Here is a 15,382-nt window from a genome sequence, read left to right on the forward strand (position 1 = left end):
CCCGAAACCACTGACAGAAGGGTGACATCATGACCGAAATCGACGTTCTCGTCCTCGGCGGCGGTCCCGCGGGAACCTGGGCGGCGCTGAAGGCGGCCACGACCGGCGCGTCGGTCACGTTGGCGGACAAGGGGTTCTGCGGCAGCAGCGGCGCCACCGCCGCGGCGGGCACCGGAATCTGGTACGTGGAACCGGAGGCGGAACTGCGCGAACGGGCGATGGCCAGTCGAGAAGCGCTGGGCGGCTACCTCGCCGACCGCGAGTGGATGGCCCGCGTCCTGGATGAAACCTACGCGCGGGTAGACGAATTGGCCGACCAGGGCCGCTACCCGTTCCCGGTCGGACCGGACGGGCGGTCGCGCCGCACGGGCGTGCAGGGGCCGGAATACATGAAACGCCAACGGCTGCGAGTGCTGCGCGCGGGCGTGCGGGTCTTGGACCACACCCCGGCGCTGGAACTGCTGCGCACCGCCGACGGCAGCGTCGCGGGCGCGCGACTGCACCGACTGGCCGACGGCACGCGCGTCGACATCGCGGCCCGCGCGGTCGTCCTGGCCACCGGCGGCTGCGCGTTCCTGTCGAAAACCCTCGGCTGTGACGTCAACACCGGCGACGGCGCGCTGATGGCCGCCGAAGCGGGCGCGGAACTGTCGGGGATGGAATTCTCCAACGCCTACGCCATCGCGCCGGAGTTCACCTCCGTCACCAAGACGGCCTACTACGGCTTCGCCACCTTCTACCAGCGCGACGGCGCACCGCTGGAAGGGGCGTCGAGCAAAGGCGGACGGTCGGTGATCGCCCGGACCCTGCTCACCGAACCGGTCTACTGCACCCTCGACCGCGCCGACGCCGACCAGCGGCGGGCCATGCGCCTGGGTCAGCCCAACTTCTTCCTCACCTTCGACCGACTCGGCATCGACCCGTTCACCGACCGGTTCCCGATCACGCTGCTGCTCGAGGGCACCGTGCGCGGCACCGGCGGCATCCGGGTCGCCGACACCGACTGCCGCACCGGCGTGCCCGGCCTCTACGTCGCGGGCGACGTCGCCACCCGCGAACTGATCTGCGGCGGTTTCACCGGCGGCGGCAGCCACAACGCGGCGTGGGCGATGTCCTCGGGCAGTTGGGCGGGCGCCGCCGCGGGTCACTACGCCCAGCGACTCGGCCGCGGCTCCGGCGAGCGCAAGCGCGTCGGCGCGGGCGGTGTGGGCCTGCGCCCCACGGGCACCCGCGACGCCGCCCTCACCCACACCGAGATCATCGCCGCCGTCCAGCGCGAAGTCCTGCCCTACGACAAGAACTACCTGCGCCACGGCGACCGCCTGCGCCCCGCCCTCGCCGCGCTCGACGAGGTGTGGCGCTCGGCGCGCGACGGACTCGACCACACCGGCGCCGACCCGTCGAAGGTGCGCTCGGCCGCCGCGATGACCGCGCACGCCCGCTGGATGTACAACGCCGCGCTCGCGCGCACCGAATCGCGCGGCATGGCCCGCCGCGAGGAGTACCCCGACCTCGATCCGGGCCAACACCACCGACTCGTCGTCGGCGGCCTCGACGAGATCTGGACCGCGCCGGAACCGGTGTTCCTGGCCGGGAAACAGCGGGTGTCGGCATGATCGAGGTCGTCTCCGCCGAACGTTGCATCGCCTGCGACAAGTGCGTCGAGGTCTGCCCCACCCACGTGTTCGACCGGGGCGCGGACGGCATCCCGCTGCTAGCGCGCCGCTCGGACTGCCAGACCTGCTTCATGTGCGAGGCGTACTGCCCCGCCGACGCGCTGTTCGTGGCCGCCACCACCACACCGCTGCCGCCCGAGGACCCGCAACTCGACCAGGACTACCTCATCGAGCACGACCTGCTCGGCAGCTACCGGGCGAAACTGGGCTGGGGCGGCGGCCCGCTGGGCGCGCGGTTCGCCATCGGCCCGGAACTGCCCTAGCGCCCGGCTCGCCTACCCTCGGAGTCGGGGACGGCCCTGGTTCGTGGATGCCCGACCACCGTCCACGAATCAGGCCGCGCGCAATCCTTGACCGGGACAGCGGCGACGGCGACAGTGTTCGCGGCCCACGCCGCCGACCGGCGCGGCCCCGGGCCACCACCGCGCTCGAGACCACACTCGGGCCGACACACGAGGAGATAGCTGTGCGCTTCGGCATTTTCGTCCCGCAGGGTTGGCGGCTCGACCTGGTCGGCATCGACCCGGGCGAGCAGTGGGCGGTGATGCGCGGTCTGGCCGAACGCGCCGACGCGAATCCGGCCTGGGAATCGCTGTGGGTCTACGACCACTTCCACACCGTCCCGGTGCCCACCGAGGAGGCCACCCACGAGGCGTGGACACTCATGTCGGCCTTCGCCGCCGCCACCTCGCGCATCCGACTCGGTCAGATGTGTACCGCGATGAGCTATCGAAACCCGGTCTACCTGGCCAAGGTCGCGGCCACCGTCGACCTGATCTCCGGCGGACGCGTCGAGATGGGCATCGGCGGCGGCTGGTACGAACACGAATGGCGCGCCTACGGCTACGGCTTCCCCTCCGCGGGCGACCGCCTGCGCCGCCTCGACGAAGGCGTGCAGATCTTCCGGCAGGCGTGGACGAAGGGCGAAGCGACCCTCGACGGCAAGCACTACCAGGTCGACGGCGCCATCGTGCGCCCGCTGCCGTTGCAGGACGGCGGCATCCCGCTGTGGATCGCGGGCGGCGGCGAGAAGGTCACGCTGAAGATCGCCGCCAAGTACGCCCACTACACCAACTTCAGCGGCGCCCTGGACGAATTCGAGCGCAAATCCGGTCTGCTGCGCGAACACTGCGCGAACGTCGGCACCGACTACGAGGCCATCGTGCGCTCCTCGAACTTCAACGTCGCGATCGGCGCGACCGAAGCCGAGGTGGAGCAGCGTCTGTCCGCCATCGCCGCGCGGATGACCCCGTTCCTGGGCGCGGAAGCCGCCGCGGCCTACGTGGACAACACCTACCGCGGCACCGCGGCCGTCGGCACCCCCGAACAGGTCGTGGAGAACCTGCGCGAGGTCACCGACCTCGGCCTGGCCTACGGCATCTTCAACTTCCCGGAAGCCGCCTACGACACCTCGGGCATCGAACTGTTCGAGCGCGAAGTCATCCCGGCGCTGAGCTGACCGGACCGACCCGCCTGCCGGTGCGCCTCACCGCCAGGCGGGTCGGGCAGTCTTGTGCCAGCGGTCGACGTTCTCGTCGGTGATCCGCTCCTGTGAGCGCACCATCATTCGTTCCAGCACCGCCATGCGCTGCCGCTGCACCAGAACTTCGCGCAACGCCGCACGCACGGTGTCCTGCGGCGTCCCGGTGCCCAACAGCGCGCCGACCACCGCCAGCACACCCTCGTCCACCTCGACCGTCACCTCGGACATCGCACACCTCCCGCACACCGCCCCCCTACCCGGAATCGTAGAACCTCGGGCATATCGCCCGCAGCGGAAGGTGTCTCGAACGAAGAACGGCCTGGTCGGCTGGGTTAGGCTGCGGGAGCCGCGACGGCCCGACAACGGAGGGAGACCGGATGAACGCGTGGCCGAAGGTCGCCTTCGCCGACGCCTTCGTGGTCGAATCCGCCGGGCGAGGGGGCCTGCCACGCTCGCGCTACCTCCCCGCGGGCGTGCTGCCCGTAGTGGACCAGGGTCGCGCCGACATAGCCGGTTACACCGACGACCACGCGCACGGATATCGCGGCGACCTGCCCGTCATCCTGTTCGGCGACCACACCCGCCAGGTCAAATACGTCGACTTCCCGTTCGCGGTGGGAGCCGAAGGCGTCAAAGTGCTGCGGCCACGTCCCGCTTTCGACCCGCGCTACCTGTTCCACGCGGTGCGCGCGCTGCCCCTGCCACACGCGGGCTACGCGCGGCACTTCCGTTTCCTGGAACGAGCCGAGATCCCCGCACCGCCGCCCGACAGCCAGCGCGCGATCGCCGCCGCCCTCGACCGGGTCGACGGCCTGCGCGCCGACCGCCGCCGAAGCCTCACGCTCACCGACGATCTCGCGCGATCATTGTTCGCCGATACCGTCGGCAACCCCGATTCGTGGCCGCACGCGCGACTGGACCAAGTCGCCGACCTGCTCTCGGGCGGCACACTGCCCGCCGGAATTCCCTTCACCGGACAGGACGGCGGCTACCTGCTGCTCAAGGTCGCCGACCTGAACGCCCCCGGCAACGAGACCGCACTCGGCTCGGCGCGCCTGTGGTCGCCCGCCCCCGGCACCAGCGCCACCACCTGCCCGGCGGGCTGTCTGGTCCTCCCGAAACGCGGCGGGGCCATCGCGACCGACAAGAAACGGATCACCGCGCGACCCGCCGTCCTCGACCCCAACCTCATGGGCGTCCGACCGCACGGCGTCGACCTGCGCTACCTGCACGCGTGGTTCCGCGAACTGGATCTGTCCCGGCTGGCCACCGGCAGTTCCGTACCGCAACTGAACAAGAAGGACCTCGCGCCGCTCTCGATTCCGCTGCCCCCGCCCGACCGGCAACGGCGCTTCGCCCGACAGATGATGGCACTGGACCGCGCGGCCGCCGAAGCCCGCGCGCACCTCGCCGAACTCGACGCGCTCGCCGAGTCCGTGCGCGAACGCGCCTTCGAGCACGGCTGGGCGAGTCCCCGCGCCTGACCGCCTACCAGGACGCCCCGATGCCCTGTTCGGTTCCATCGAACAGGGCATCGGGGGCGCCTATTCGCGTTCGACACCGTAGAAGTACAGCAAAGGATCTTCAGCTCGCGTTTGTGTCGCCGCACGCGAATTGCGGACCCCTCGGGAGGGTCAGAGCATGCAGCTGACGCAGCCTTCCACTTCGGTGCCTTCGAGGGCCATCTGGCGCAGGCGGATGTAGTAGAGGGTCTTGATGCCTTTGCGCCAGGCGTAGATCTGGGCTTTGTTGAGGTCGCGGGTGGTGGCGGTGTCCTTGAAGAACAAGGTCAGCGACAGGCCCTGGTCCACGTGCTGGGTGGCCGCGGCGTAGGTGTCGATGATCTTCTCGTAGCCGATCTCGTAGGCGTCCTCGTAGTACTCGAGGTTGTCGTTGTCCATGTAGGGCGCGGGGTAGTAGACGCGCCCGATCTTGCCTTCCTTGCGGATCTCGATCTTCGAGGCGACCGGGTGGATGGAACTGGTCGAGTGGTTGATGTAGGAGATCGAGCCGGTGGGGGGCACGGCTTGCAGGTTCTGGTTGTAGATGCCGTGTTCCATGACCGAGGCTTTGAGCGCGCGCCAGTCGTCCTGGGTGGGGATGTGCACGCCCGCGTCGGCGAACAACTGCCGCACGCGTTCGGTCTTGGGCTCCCACACCTGATCGGTGTACTTGTCGAAGTATTCGCCGCTGGCGTACTTGGATTCGGGGAAGCCGCCGAAGTAGGCGCCGCGCTCGATGGCGATCAGGTTCGAGGCACGGATGGCGTGGTAGACGACGGTGTAGAAGTAGATGTCGGTGAAGTCGATGCCTTCTTCGGACCCGTAGTGCACGCGTTCGCGGGCGAGGTAGCCGTGCAGATTCATCTGCCCGAGCCCGATGGCGTGGGATTCGTTGTTGCCCTGTTCGATCGAGGGCACCGAGTAGATGTGGGTCTGGTCGGAGACGGCGGTGAGCGCGCGGATCGAGGTCTCGATCGTGCGGGCGAAGTCCGGGGAGTCCATCGCCTTGGCGATGTTGAGCGAGCCGAGGTTGCAGGAGATGTCCTTGCCCACCCGGGCGTAGGACAGGTCCTCGTTGAACACCGACGCGGTGGAGACCTGGAGGATCTCCGAGCACAGGTTCGAGTGGGTGATCTTGCCCGCGACGGGGTTGGCCCGGTTCACCGTGTCCTCGAACATGATGTACGGGTAGCCGGACTCGAACTGCAATTCCGCGATCGTCTGGAAGAACTCTCGCGCCTTGATCTTCGACTTGCGGATGCGCTTGTCGTCGACCATCTCGTAGTACTTCTCGGTGACGTCGATATCGGCGAAGGGCTTGCCGTAGATGCGTTCGACGTCGTAGGGCGAGAACAGGTACATGTCCTCGTTCTTCTTCGCCAACTCGAAGGTGATGTCGGGGATGACCACGCCGAGCGAGAGGGTCTTGATGCGGATCTTCTCGTCGGCGTTCTCCCGCTTGGTGTCGAGGAAGCGGTAGATGTCGGGGTGGTGGGCGTGCAGGTAGACCGCGCCCGCGCCCTGACGCGCGCCGAGTTGGTTGGCGTAGGAGAAGGAATCCTCGAGCAGTTTCATGATCGGGATGACCCCGGAGGACTGGTTCTCGATCTTCTTGATCGGCGCGCCGTGCTCGCGGATATTGCTGAGCAGCAGCGCGACGCCCCCGCCGCGCTTGGACAGTTGCAGCGCGGAGTTGATCGAGCGCCCGATGGACTCCATGTTGTCCTCGATGCGCAACAGGAAGCAATTGTGCACCACCGCTCCGCGAATGGTGTACGTATGCGTCCCCTCGACGTGGAGATTGTAGACCTTCTCGGGCCGTTCCTCGGTGATCTCGATCTCGCGGATGCCATAGACGTGACGACCGTGGACGACCTGGTAGGTCGTGCGCTTCGACCCCTTGCGGCCGACGTAGTTCCGGAGATTCTTGTCGACATCGAAGATGAACTCTTCATTCGTCCCGGGAAGCCCCGGCACGAAGAGTTGGCCCGTGAGGTTCCCGGCCTGATTGACGTACTGACGGACCGTGGTGACCACGCCCAATCGCCGGGCGATCAGCTGTATCTGATCGATCAGTGACGGATTCACCAGATCGAGCATCATCCCTCCCGTGGTGACACAACCGTCACCACGGAACAATCCGGCGAGCAGACCCCGTTGGAACTCCTCGTCTGCCGTCAGGACATCGTGGGAGAGCAGCTTCGTCCCGTAGCCGGTGCCGGCCAATGACAGGAGTAGCGATGCGATGATCTTGCTGTTGCAGATCATTCGGACCGAATTGTCCGAGAAGCTCTGGTTCAGGCTGAGATTCGTGGCGAATACTCGCTTGAAGGCTTCCGCCAAGTCGTTCTGGAATACGGTCTCGTGTGCGCCGAGGGTGAAGTGGACCCCGGAGGAAACCACCTTTCCCTGGCTGGAGCGCTTGGACACGTGACCCTCGGCCACATACCAGCCGAGGATCAGTCCGAGATCGTAGGATTCCTCGACCGTTCGCTCGACCGAGACGAAACCTCGACGATGGCGTTGCTTGTTGCGATGCTTGGCATCCACATTCACCTTGTGGATCAGTCCGTCGACCTCTTCGTAGGTTCCCTCACCCACGTGGTCCATCAGGTCGAACGTGCGTCGCTCTCGCGTGGCCAGCGGGGCGGCGGTCACGATGAAGTCCGAAGGATGCACGTCACGAGCGGCCAGCCAGACGAATCCATTGAACGGGTCGGCGCCGTCTCCCTCGATCAGGGTGTCCACATCGCGAGTGGTCCACACCAGAATCGGATGCTCCGGGGTGCATCGAATGGGCACCTTGTGCCCGAAATGCGAAATCGAGATCAGGGCTTCGCTGTTCGGGTTCTCCACGACCTCCTCGACGGTGGCGAAGGAACCATCGTGCGACAGCACACTGTCACCCGGCCGCAATGATTCGATCGCGCGAGGTCCGTCGACGGTGTCCACAGGAGTTCCGGCCGGGAAGCAGCTCACCGGCTCGCCGCGCTGCTTCTTGCCGGAGTTGAGGAAGGTGGGGGTGGCGGGTTGGAAGCGGCCGTCGATGATCTCCTCGACCAGTCGGGTCGCCAGCAGTTCGTCGCCGTCGGCCAGGGTGAGCGCGACCATGACCACGCGGTCCTCGAAGCGCTCGAGGTAGCGCTTACCGTCGAAGGTCTTGAGGGTGTAGGAGGTGTAGTACTTGAACGCGCCGAGGAAGGTGGGGAACCGGAACTTCTTGGCATAGGCCTGCTGGAACAGCTTCTTGATGAACGGACGGTCGTACTTGTCGAGGACTTCGGCCTCGTAGTAGTTCTCGTCGACCAGGTAGTCCAGCTTCTCGTCCAGGTTGTGGAAGAAGACGGTGTTCTGGTTGACGTGCTGCAAGAAGTACTGGCGCGCGGCGGCGCGATCCTTGTCGAACTGGATCTCCCCGTTCGGACCGTACAGGTTCAGCATCGCGTTGAGGGCGTGGTAGTCCAGGGCCTCGTCGGAGTCGACACTGCGAGCCGCGGGCTGCTCTAGACGAGCTGACTTTCCGGTCGGCGCTGTCGTTGCTGTTGCCAAAACAATCCCAATCCCTCTCGGACGCGTTCGACGTCCTGCGCGGTTCCCATCAATTCGAAGCGATACAGGTACGGCACCCCGGCCTTGCGCGAGATCACCTCGCCCGCGGCGCAGTAGGTGTCGCCGAAGTTGGTGTTCCCCGCGGCGATGACCCCGCGCAGCAGGGCCCGGTTGTGCGGGTCGTTGAGGAACTTGGCGACCTGGCGCGGCACGAACTCCTTGTCGGCGCGCTCACCCCCCAGAACGTGCCGACCGCCCCCGTAGGTGGGGACGATCAGCACGTAGGGTTCCTCGACGCGCAGCGAATCGGCGGTGTGCAGCGGTATGCGAGTCGCCGGGAGTCCCAGCTTCCGCACGAAGCGGTGCGTGTTCTCCGAGGCGCTGGAGAAGTAGACCAGCGCGCCGGGGGCGGCGTCGGCGGGTGGCCGCGCGGGCGTCGGATCGTTCACGACTGCCTCCCTCCCCCGGTTCGGAAGGCGAACCGGGCGGTCAGGCCGCCACGGTCGCCAGAGACTTGATGCGGTCGGGCCGGAAGCCGGACCAGTGCTCCTCGCCGGCGACGACGACCGGAGCCGAGAGGTGACCGAGCGCCATGACGTAGTCACGGGCCTCGTCGTTCTCGGAGATATCGATGACTCGGTACTCCACCCCGGCCTTGTCGAGCGCCTTGTAGGTGGCATTGCACTGGACGCAAGCGGGCTTGGTGTACACGGTGACGGTCAATTGATGTCCCTCTCTCCCTATGCCTGATCCACAGCCTGTGATCCGTATGCCGATCGTTTCGAGCGACCCCGCGGGCCGCTGGCGATACATGCTCCGACGTACGCTGCGCAAACTCCTGGATCCGGTGCGGAAAGCCCTGCTCAGCTCCGCGGAGCCGGTCGGTTTCCCGTGTGCTCCGTACCCGTCTTCCAGTGCTCAAGACACTACACCTAGTGGGCGACAGATACCTACAACACGAGATGTTGCGAGTCACAAAGAAGTAATTCCGGTTCGGTAAGTACCAGGACAGTCGATTCGCAAGCCGACACCAGCGTGTCGCAGATCACAATTTCGTGTCGTAGCGTCTTCTCAGCAAACACTCTGGGCTCCCCCGTCACATCCGCCTCCCGATTCCCTCCCGCAGCACTTCGGACACCCGCGCGACACCTGCGCGCCACGTGATCCGGGGCGCACGGAGACTACCCGGCGCGCGCCGCGATCCCCCAAACGCCGACGCCCCCGCTTCCGCGAGGGACGTCGGGGGCGTGCGGGAGGGGTGTCGGTTCAGGCGGAGACCAAGCGCGCGCGGGCGGCCTCGACCAGTTCGGCGACCGCGGCGGCGAGTTGGGTCAGGGCCTCGGCGTCCTCGCGGGGGTGGGCCTCGGCGAAGCGCTCGCCCACCCCGCCGAAGTGCACGGTGGCGTTCTCGACGACGGTCGCGCCCGCCACGCCGAGCGCCTTGACGGTGTCGCCGTGCGCCCACTTGGCCGCGTTCGGGCTGATCGAGGCCGACAGCACCGCCACCGGACGCTCCTTGAGCGCGCCCGCGCCGTAGGGACGCGAGGTCCAGTCGATGGCGTTCTTGAGCACCGCGGAAGTCGTGCCGTTGTATTCGGGGGTGACCAGCAGCAGTCCGTCGGCGGCGGCGACGGCGTCGCGCAGGGCCTGGGCGGCGGCGGGCACCGACCCCGGTACGTCCAGGTCCTCGTTGTAGAAGGGGATCTCGGCGAGGCCGTCGTAGATCGTGACCTCGACACCCTCGGGGACGGTCTGCACCGCGGCCTCGGCCAGTTTGCGGTTGATCGAGGCGGCGCGCAGGCTACCGACGAGTGCGAGGATGCGAGGCTGGCTCATGACGACTCCTGATGTACTGGTTGCGGTATCCGAACTCTGATCCACACTAACCGGACTGCGGTCCGATTCCATTCCCGGGAAAGCCTGAGAGACCTGTGGCATACAGCACACCCGCACCGAGCGACCCCACATCGGCCCGGTCCCTGCTGCGCATCGGCCCCCCGACCGGCGGCACGGAACCCGTCGAACGCGCCGACGCCGCCCGCAACCGACGACTGCTGCTCGACGCCGCCCAACAACTGGTCCGCGAACAAGGCGTCGACGGACTGACCATGGACGCGCTCGCCAAACGGGCAGGCGTCGGCAAGGGGACGGTGTTCCGCCGCTTCGGCAACCGCTCCGGTCTCATGCGCGCCCTGCTCGACCATTCCGAGCGGAAGTACCAGGAGGCGTTCATCTTCGGTCCACCCCCGCTCGGCCCGGGCGCGCCGCCGGTGCAACGCCTGGTCGCCTTCGGCCGCGCCCGACTGCTCGACATCGAGGTCGAGGGTGAACTGCACCGCGAGGCCGAGATCAGCGAGGCGGGCGACCGCTACACCGGCGCGCCCTACACCCTGCTCAAATCGCATGTGCTGCTGCTGTTACGCGAAGCGGGGGTCGAGGGCGATCCGGTCCTGCTCGCCGACGCCTTGCTCGCCCCGCTGGACGCGCCGCTGGTGATGTATCAGATGCGGGTTCTCGGCTACGCCCGCGACCGGATCGGTGACAACTGGGCGACGGTCGTAGCGCGGATCGTCGGGGGCGCGCACCAGTAGAGTGGGCTGCCATGGCCAGCCCTAGCGAATCCTCCCCGGCATCCGACCTCCGCGCGCAGATCATCGCCGAACTGGGCGTCCAGCCATCGATCGATCCGAAGCAGGAGATCATCCGCCGCGTCGAATTCCTCAAGGACTACTTGCGCGCCACGCCCGCACAGGGTTTCGTGCTCGGCATCAGCGGCGGCCAGGACAGCGCGCTGACCGGTCGGCTGTGCCAACTGGCCGCCGAGCAACTGCGCGCCGACGGCGGCGAGGCGACGTTCGTGGCGGTGCGCCTGCCCTACGGCGTGCAGTCCGACGAACTCGACGCCCGGATCGCGATGCGCTTCGTCCAACCGGACCGTTCGGTCGTGGTCAACGTGCGTCCCGGCGTGAACGCGGTGGCGGGCGAGGTCGCCTCGGCGCTGTCGGTGGACAAGTTGCGTGATTTCGTGCGCGGCAACATCAAGGCGCGCGAACGCATGGTCGTGCAGTACGCCCTCGCCGGACAGGAGAACCTGCTGGTGGTCGGCACCGACCACGCGGCCGAGGCGGTCACCGGATTCTTCACCAAACACGGTGACGGCGGCGTCGACCTGACCCCGCTGACCGGTCTCACCAAACGTCAGGGCGCGGCGCTGCTGCGCGAACTCGGCGCGCCCGAGAGCATCTGGAGCAAGGTCCCCACCGCCGATCTCGAGGACGACCGTCCGGCGCTGCCCGACGAGGAGGCGCTGGGGCTGCGCTACGCCGAGATCGACGCCTACCTCGAAGGCGAGGAGGTCACCGCCGAGGTGGCCGCGAAGGTCGAGGAGATCTACCTGCGGACCCGGCACAAGCGCACGGTTCCGGTGACCCCGCTCGAGACTTGGTGGCGCTGAGTCCGTCACGCTCCCGCCACGGCCGACTCGACCTCGGTCAGCCTGCGCAGCAGGAAGCGCCGCGCCTGCTCGTTGTCGGTGGATTCGGCGGCGCGCCGGTAGCATTCGGCCGCTTCGGCCGGTCGACCCGCGCGCCGCAGCAGGTCCGCGCGGGTGGCCCACACCAGGTGCGAACCCGCCAGGCGCGGGTGGTCGGCGACGGCGTCCAGCGCGGTCAGGCCCGCCGCGAAGCCGTCGCGGAAGCCGATCGCGATCGCCCGGTTGACGCGCGGGACCGGTGAGTCGGTGAAGCCGAGCAGTTCGTCGTAGCCCGCGACGACGGCGGGCCAGTCGGTGTCGGCCCAGGTCGGGGCGAGGGCGTGGGCGGCGGCGATGCGCGCCTGGGCGAGATAGGGCCCGGTGCGGCCCGTCTCGGCGGCGGCGATCAGGCGGCGCAGGCCCGCCTCGCGGACCGCGCCGTCCCAGCGGGCGCGGTCCTGCTCCTCCAGCGGAACCAATTCCCCCGCGGGCGAGCGGCGTTCGGCGCGGCGGCTGTCGTTGAGCAGCATCAACGCCAGCAGCGCCGTCACCTCGGAGTCGTCCGGGAGCAGGCCGCACAGCAGTCCGCCCAAGCGGATCGCCTCGTCGCACAGGTCGTCGCGGACGGCCAGCGGACCGGCGGTGGCGAAATACCCCTCGGTGAACACCAGGTAGACGCAGGCCAGCACGGCGGGCACCCGTTCGGGCAGCAGGTGGGCGGGCGGAACCCGCAACGGGATCCCGGCCTGGCGGATCTTCGTCTTCGCGCGCGAGAGACGTTGGGCCACCGTGTGTTCCGGTTGCAGGAAGGCGCGGGCGATCTCGGCGGTGCGCAGGCCGCACACCCATCGCAGGGTCAGCGCCACCCGCGATTGTTCGGACAGCGCCGGGTGGCAGCAGGTGGTGGTACATGTCGCCATCCTTTCCGGGTGTCGGAGGGGACTCGCTCACCCCTCTCTACCAGGACGACGAACGGCCCGCGCCGTTCTCCACATCGCGGGCCGAGGAATTTCCGACGAGTTCGCTCAGCCGCCCGCGAACGGCGGCAGCACATCCACGCGCGGGGTCAGCGCGGCCTTCGGGTCGCGGGTGAGTTCGTCGCCGACCAAGTAGGCGCACACGTTGAGCATGGAGTCCAGATCGGGCCCGTAGGCTCCGGCGAGGGTGACCCGCAGATCCGCGATGGTCGCGCCGGAGGGCAGGTCGAAGGTCTCACGGTCCTTGCCGACCGCGTCGGCGATGGCGGCGAAGTAGCGGATCTCAACCACCGATGGCTCCCATCGTGCGTTCCGGGGGGACGAAACCCGCGGCGTCGATGCCGTGCCCCGCCCATTTGTTCCACATCGCCCCGCGCCAGATCTCGGCGAGTTCGTCGTCGTCGGCGCCCGCACGCATGGCCTCGCGCACGTCGAACTCCTCGTCGCTGAACAGGCACGAGCGCAGCATGCCGTCGGCGGTCAGGCGGGTGCGGTCGCAGCTGTCGCAGAAGGTGCGGGTGACGGTGGCGATGATGCCGACGGTGGCGGGCCCGCCGTCGACGGCCCAGCGTTCGGCGGGGGCCGACGGGTCGGGGCGGCCGACCTCGGTGAGCGAGAACCGCGCGCCGAGCACGTCGAGCAGTTCGGCGGCGGTCACCATCTCCGCGCGCGCCCAGCCGTGGTCGGCGTCGAGCGGCATCTCCTCGATGAAGCGCAGTTCACAGCCCTCGGCCAGGCACCAGGCCAGCAGATCGGCCGCACCGGAGAGGGTTTCGCGCATGAGCACCGCGTTCACCTTGACCGGCGCGAGCCCGGCCTCGTGCGCGGCGCGAATGCCCGCCAGGACCGAGTCGAGGCGATCGCGGCGGGTGAGGCGGGCGAAGCGCAGGCGGTCGACGGTGTCGAGGGAGACGTTGACCCGGCCGAGGCCCGCGGCGGCCAGCGCGCGGGCGCGATGGGCCAGCCCGACCCCGTTGGTGGTGATGGCCAGCGGTGTCAGCGGCACGCGTTCGTGGCAGCCCGCGATGATCTGTTCCAGTTCGCGGCGCACCAGCGGTTCGCCGCCGGTGAAGCGGACCTCGCGCACCCCCAACTCGCGGACGGCCAGCGCGACCAACCGGACGATCTCCTCGGCGGTCAGCAGTTCGTGCTTGGGGATCGGCGGCAGACCCTCCTCGGGCATGCAGTAGGTGCAGCGCAGCGAGCACTTCTCGGTGATCGAGACGCGCAGGTCACGGGCCACGCGCCCGAACCTGTCCACGAGCAGCGGAGTCGCGGGCCGTCCGTCGAGCGAGGGGCGGCCCGATCGCACGGTGGGAATGCCCATCTCGACCAACGTCACCCCCCCATTATGACCATGCCACCCCCGTCCGCCGTGGGCACGCCGCGCCATTGGCGGGTCGGCGATCCTCACGAACGCGCATGTCAGGCGGTGAGTTATCGGTGGGCGACACGGTGCGGGGCGCGGCGATCGGGCGGATAGGCTGGCCGTTATGACTTCCCGGCCCGCCCGCGCCTCGGCACGGTCCGTCGATGAGTATCGCGCCGTCATCGACGGACTGCTGACACCGCTGGCGGACCGACCGGTCGAATCGGTTCCGGTGCCCGAGGCCCTGGGCCGCCTGCTCGCCGCCGACACCCGCGCGCCGGTCGACCTGCCGGTGTTCCGCAATTCGGCCATGGACGGCTACGCCGTGCGCGCCGACTCGGTGGTGGTGGCGCCGGTCACGCTGCCGGTGCGCGGAGTGGTCGCGGCGGGCGATCCCGGACTCGAGCCCCTCGCGCGGGGCACGGCGGTCAAGGTCATGACCGGTGCGCCGCTGCCCCCGGGCGCGGACTGCGTGATCCCCGTCGAGGACACCGACGGCGACGACGCCGCCGTGACGGTGCGGCGCGGGCGCACGGCGGGCGAATTCGTCCGGGAACCGGGCACCGACGTGCGGGCGGGCGACCGACTCGTGGCCGCGGGCACGCTGCTCGCGCCCCGGCACATCGCCGCGCTGGCCGCGGTCGGACTCGCCCAGGTCGACGTGCGCGTCACGGTCCGCGCGGCCGTGCTCAGCACGGGTGACGAACTCGTGCCCGCTGGTCAGCCCCTGCGCCCCGGCCAGATCTACAACTCCAACGGGATCGCGCTGGCCGCCGCGCTGCGGGCCGACGGCGTCACCGTCGTCTCGGTCGCGCACAGTTCCGACGACCCGGCCGTCTTCGGCGAACTGCTCTCCGCCGCAACGCGATCCGCCGATCTGGTGCTCACCACCGGCGGGGTGTCGCAGGGCGATTTCGAGGTCGTCAAGGAGGTGCTGGGCGCGCGCGGCGGCACTTTCGGCTCGGTGGCGATGCAGCCCGGCGGACCGCAGGGGCTGACGGTGCTCGACGGAGTGCCGGTGCTCAGTTTCCCGGGCAATCCGGTGAGCACGATGGTCTCCTACGAGGTCTTCGCCCGCCCCGTCCTGCGCGCGCTGGCCGGTCTGCCGCCGGTGCCCGAGTACGACACCGTGCTGACCGAGCCCATCCGCTCGCCCGCCGGACGCCGCCAATTCCTGCGCGGACGGCGCACCCCCGCGGGCGTGGAATCGGTGTCGGGGCCGGGTTCGCACCTGGTCGCCGGGATGGCCGCGGCCGACCTGCTCATCGACGTGCCCGCCGAAGCCACCGAGCTGCCCGCGGGCGCGCCGGTGCGCGTGCGGGAGCTGTGAGAGGCTTCGCGCCGGATCGTCGAA

General features: G+C 68.8%; 14 protein-coding genes and 1 pseudogene. 7 read left to right on the top strand and 8 right to left on the bottom strand.

All coding sequences use genetic code 11. The features are described 5' to 3' along the window. The first annotated feature begins 29 nt into the window (after positions 1 to 29). The 3 genes from ON30_RS19855 (at position 30) to ON30_RS19865 (ending at position 3,135) form a co-directional block, all read left to right on the top strand. Positions 30 to 1,616 (top strand): FAD-dependent oxidoreductase, encoded by a 1,587-nt coding sequence (locus tag ON30_RS19855; RefSeq protein ID WP_040708997.1) that lies wholly within the window; start codon positions 30 to 32, stop codon positions 1,614 to 1,616. Further along, positions 1,613 to 1,939, top strand: coding sequence for a 4Fe-4S dicluster domain-containing protein (locus tag ON30_RS19860; RefSeq protein ID WP_040709000.1), 327 nt, complete (start codon positions 1,613 to 1,615; stop codon positions 1,937 to 1,939). Before ON30_RS19855 ends, ON30_RS19860 begins: the two co-directional genes overlap by 4 nt. 203 nt (positions 1,940 to 2,142) lie before the next feature. Beyond that, on the top strand, positions 2,143 to 3,135 hold the full coding sequence (locus ON30_RS19865; RefSeq protein ID WP_040709001.1) for an LLM class F420-dependent oxidoreductase: 993 nt from the start codon (positions 2,143 to 2,145) through the stop codon (positions 3,133 to 3,135). Positions 3,136 to 3,162: 27 nt separating this feature from the next. On the opposite strand, the gene ON30_RS19870 is transcribed toward ON30_RS19865, so the two are convergent. Beyond that, positions 3,163 to 3,387, bottom strand: a complete 225-nt coding sequence (locus tag ON30_RS19870; RefSeq protein ID WP_040709004.1) for a hypothetical protein — start codon at positions 3,385 to 3,387, stop codon at positions 3,163 to 3,165. A 149-nt stretch (positions 3,388 to 3,536) separates the two neighbouring features. Between ON30_RS19870 and ON30_RS36245 the strand changes: the two genes are divergently transcribed. After that, positions 3,537 to 4,643 carry a restriction endonuclease subunit S domain-containing protein gene (locus tag ON30_RS36245; protein WP_051029549.1) on the top strand — a complete coding sequence of 369 codons (1,107 nt, stop codon included), beginning with the start codon at positions 3,537 to 3,539 and terminating at the stop codon, positions 4,641 to 4,643. A gap of 150 nt (positions 4,644 to 4,793) precedes the next feature. Here ON30_RS36245 and nrdE read toward each other — a convergent pair whose 3' ends face one another. The 4 genes from nrdE to ON30_RS19895 form a co-directional block, all read right to left on the bottom strand. Beyond that, complete coding sequence (nrdE, locus tag ON30_RS42305; RefSeq protein WP_281004740.1) at positions 4,794 to 8,126, bottom strand: class 1b ribonucleoside-diphosphate reductase subunit alpha; 3,333 nt, start codon at positions 8,124 to 8,126, stop codon at positions 4,794 to 4,796. 38 nt (positions 8,127 to 8,164) lie between these two features. Continuing rightward, positions 8,165 to 8,659 (bottom strand): class Ib ribonucleoside-diphosphate reductase assembly flavoprotein NrdI, encoded by a 495-nt coding sequence (nrdI, locus tag ON30_RS19885; protein ID WP_051029551.1) that lies wholly within the window; start codon positions 8,657 to 8,659, stop codon positions 8,165 to 8,167. A gap of 40 nt (positions 8,660 to 8,699) precedes the next feature. After that, positions 8,700 to 8,933, bottom strand: a complete 234-nt coding sequence (gene nrdH, locus ON30_RS19890) for a glutaredoxin-like protein NrdH (protein WP_040709007.1) — start codon at positions 8,931 to 8,933, stop codon at positions 8,700 to 8,702. 543 nt (positions 8,934 to 9,476) lie between these two features. Next, positions 9,477 to 10,046 carry an NAD(P)H-dependent oxidoreductase gene (locus tag ON30_RS19895; RefSeq protein WP_040709008.1) on the bottom strand — a complete coding sequence of 190 codons (570 nt, stop codon included), beginning with the start codon at positions 10,044 to 10,046 and terminating at the stop codon, positions 9,477 to 9,479. Between the two features lie 143 nt (positions 10,047 to 10,189). Here ON30_RS19895 and ON30_RS19900 point away from each other — a divergent pair, with 143 nt between their 5' ends. Then, complete coding sequence (locus ON30_RS19900) at positions 10,190 to 10,801, top strand: TetR/AcrR family transcriptional regulator (RefSeq protein WP_051029644.1); 612 nt, start codon at positions 10,190 to 10,192, stop codon at positions 10,799 to 10,801. Between the two features lie 11 nt (positions 10,802 to 10,812). Next, positions 10,813 to 11,664, top strand: coding sequence for an NAD(+) synthase (gene nadE, locus ON30_RS19905; RefSeq protein ID WP_040709009.1), 852 nt, complete (start codon positions 10,813 to 10,815; stop codon positions 11,662 to 11,664). A 5-nt stretch (positions 11,665 to 11,669) separates the two neighbouring features. Here nadE and ON30_RS19910 read toward each other — a convergent pair. The 3 genes and pseudogenes from ON30_RS19910 to moaA form a co-directional block, all read right to left on the bottom strand. Next, positions 11,670 to 12,584 (bottom strand): annotated as a pseudogene (locus ON30_RS19910) (RNA polymerase sigma factor); the annotation flags it as partial. Between the two features lie 123 nt (positions 12,585 to 12,707). Continuing rightward, the gene (locus ON30_RS19915; RefSeq protein ID WP_040709011.1) at positions 12,708 to 12,950 is read right to left on the bottom strand and encodes a MoaD/ThiS family protein; all 243 of its coding nucleotides are present in this window, start codon (positions 12,948 to 12,950) and stop codon (positions 12,708 to 12,710) included. Next, positions 12,943 to 14,001: a GTP 3',8-cyclase MoaA gene (gene moaA / locus ON30_RS19920; protein ID WP_040709012.1), complete on the bottom strand. Its 1,059-nt coding sequence runs from the start codon at positions 13,999 to 14,001 to the stop codon at positions 12,943 to 12,945. Before moaA ends, ON30_RS19915 begins: the two co-directional genes overlap by 8 nt. Before the next feature lie 151 nt (positions 14,002 to 14,152). On the opposite strand from moaA, the gene ON30_RS19925 reads away from it, so the two are divergent. Then, positions 14,153 to 15,358: a molybdopterin molybdotransferase MoeA gene (locus tag ON30_RS19925; protein WP_040709013.1), complete on the top strand. Its 1,206-nt coding sequence runs from the start codon at positions 14,153 to 14,155 to the stop codon at positions 15,356 to 15,358. Positions 15,359 to 15,382: the final 24 nt, after the last annotated feature.

The sequence above is a fragment of the Nocardia takedensis NBRC 100417 genome, from assembly GCF_000308695.1.
In the GTDB taxonomy this organism is placed as follows: Bacteria; Actinomycetota; Actinomycetes; order Mycobacteriales; family Mycobacteriaceae; genus Nocardia; species Nocardia takedensis.

What these genes read in the sequence shown, in the direction of transcription:
- ON30_RS19855 (WP_040708997.1), top strand. Translation starts at nt 30, where the DNA reads ATGACCGAAATCGACGTTCTCGTCCTCGGCGGCGGTCCCGCGGGAACC.
- ON30_RS19860 (WP_040709000.1), top strand. Translation starts at nt 1,613, where the DNA reads ATGATCGAGGTCGTCTCCGCCGAACGTTGCATCGCCTGCGACAAGTGC.
- ON30_RS19870 (WP_040709004.1), bottom strand. Translation starts at nt 3,387, where the DNA reads ATGTCCGAGGTGACGGTCGAGGTGGACGAGGGTGTGCTGGCGGTGGTC.
- ON30_RS36245 (WP_051029549.1), top strand. Translation starts at nt 3,537, where the DNA reads ATGAACGCGTGGCCGAAGGTCGCCTTCGCCGACGCCTTCGTGGTCGAA.
- ON30_RS19895 (WP_040709008.1), bottom strand. Translation starts at nt 10,046, where the DNA reads ATGAGCCAGCCTCGCATCCTCGCACTCGTCGGTAGCCTGCGCGCCGCC.
- nadE (WP_040709009.1), top strand. Translation starts at nt 10,813, where the DNA reads ATGGCCAGCCCTAGCGAATCCTCCCCGGCATCCGACCTCCGCGCGCAG.
- ON30_RS19925 (WP_040709013.1), top strand. Translation starts at nt 14,153, where the DNA reads ATGACTTCCCGGCCCGCCCGCGCCTCGGCACGGTCCGTCGATGAGTAT.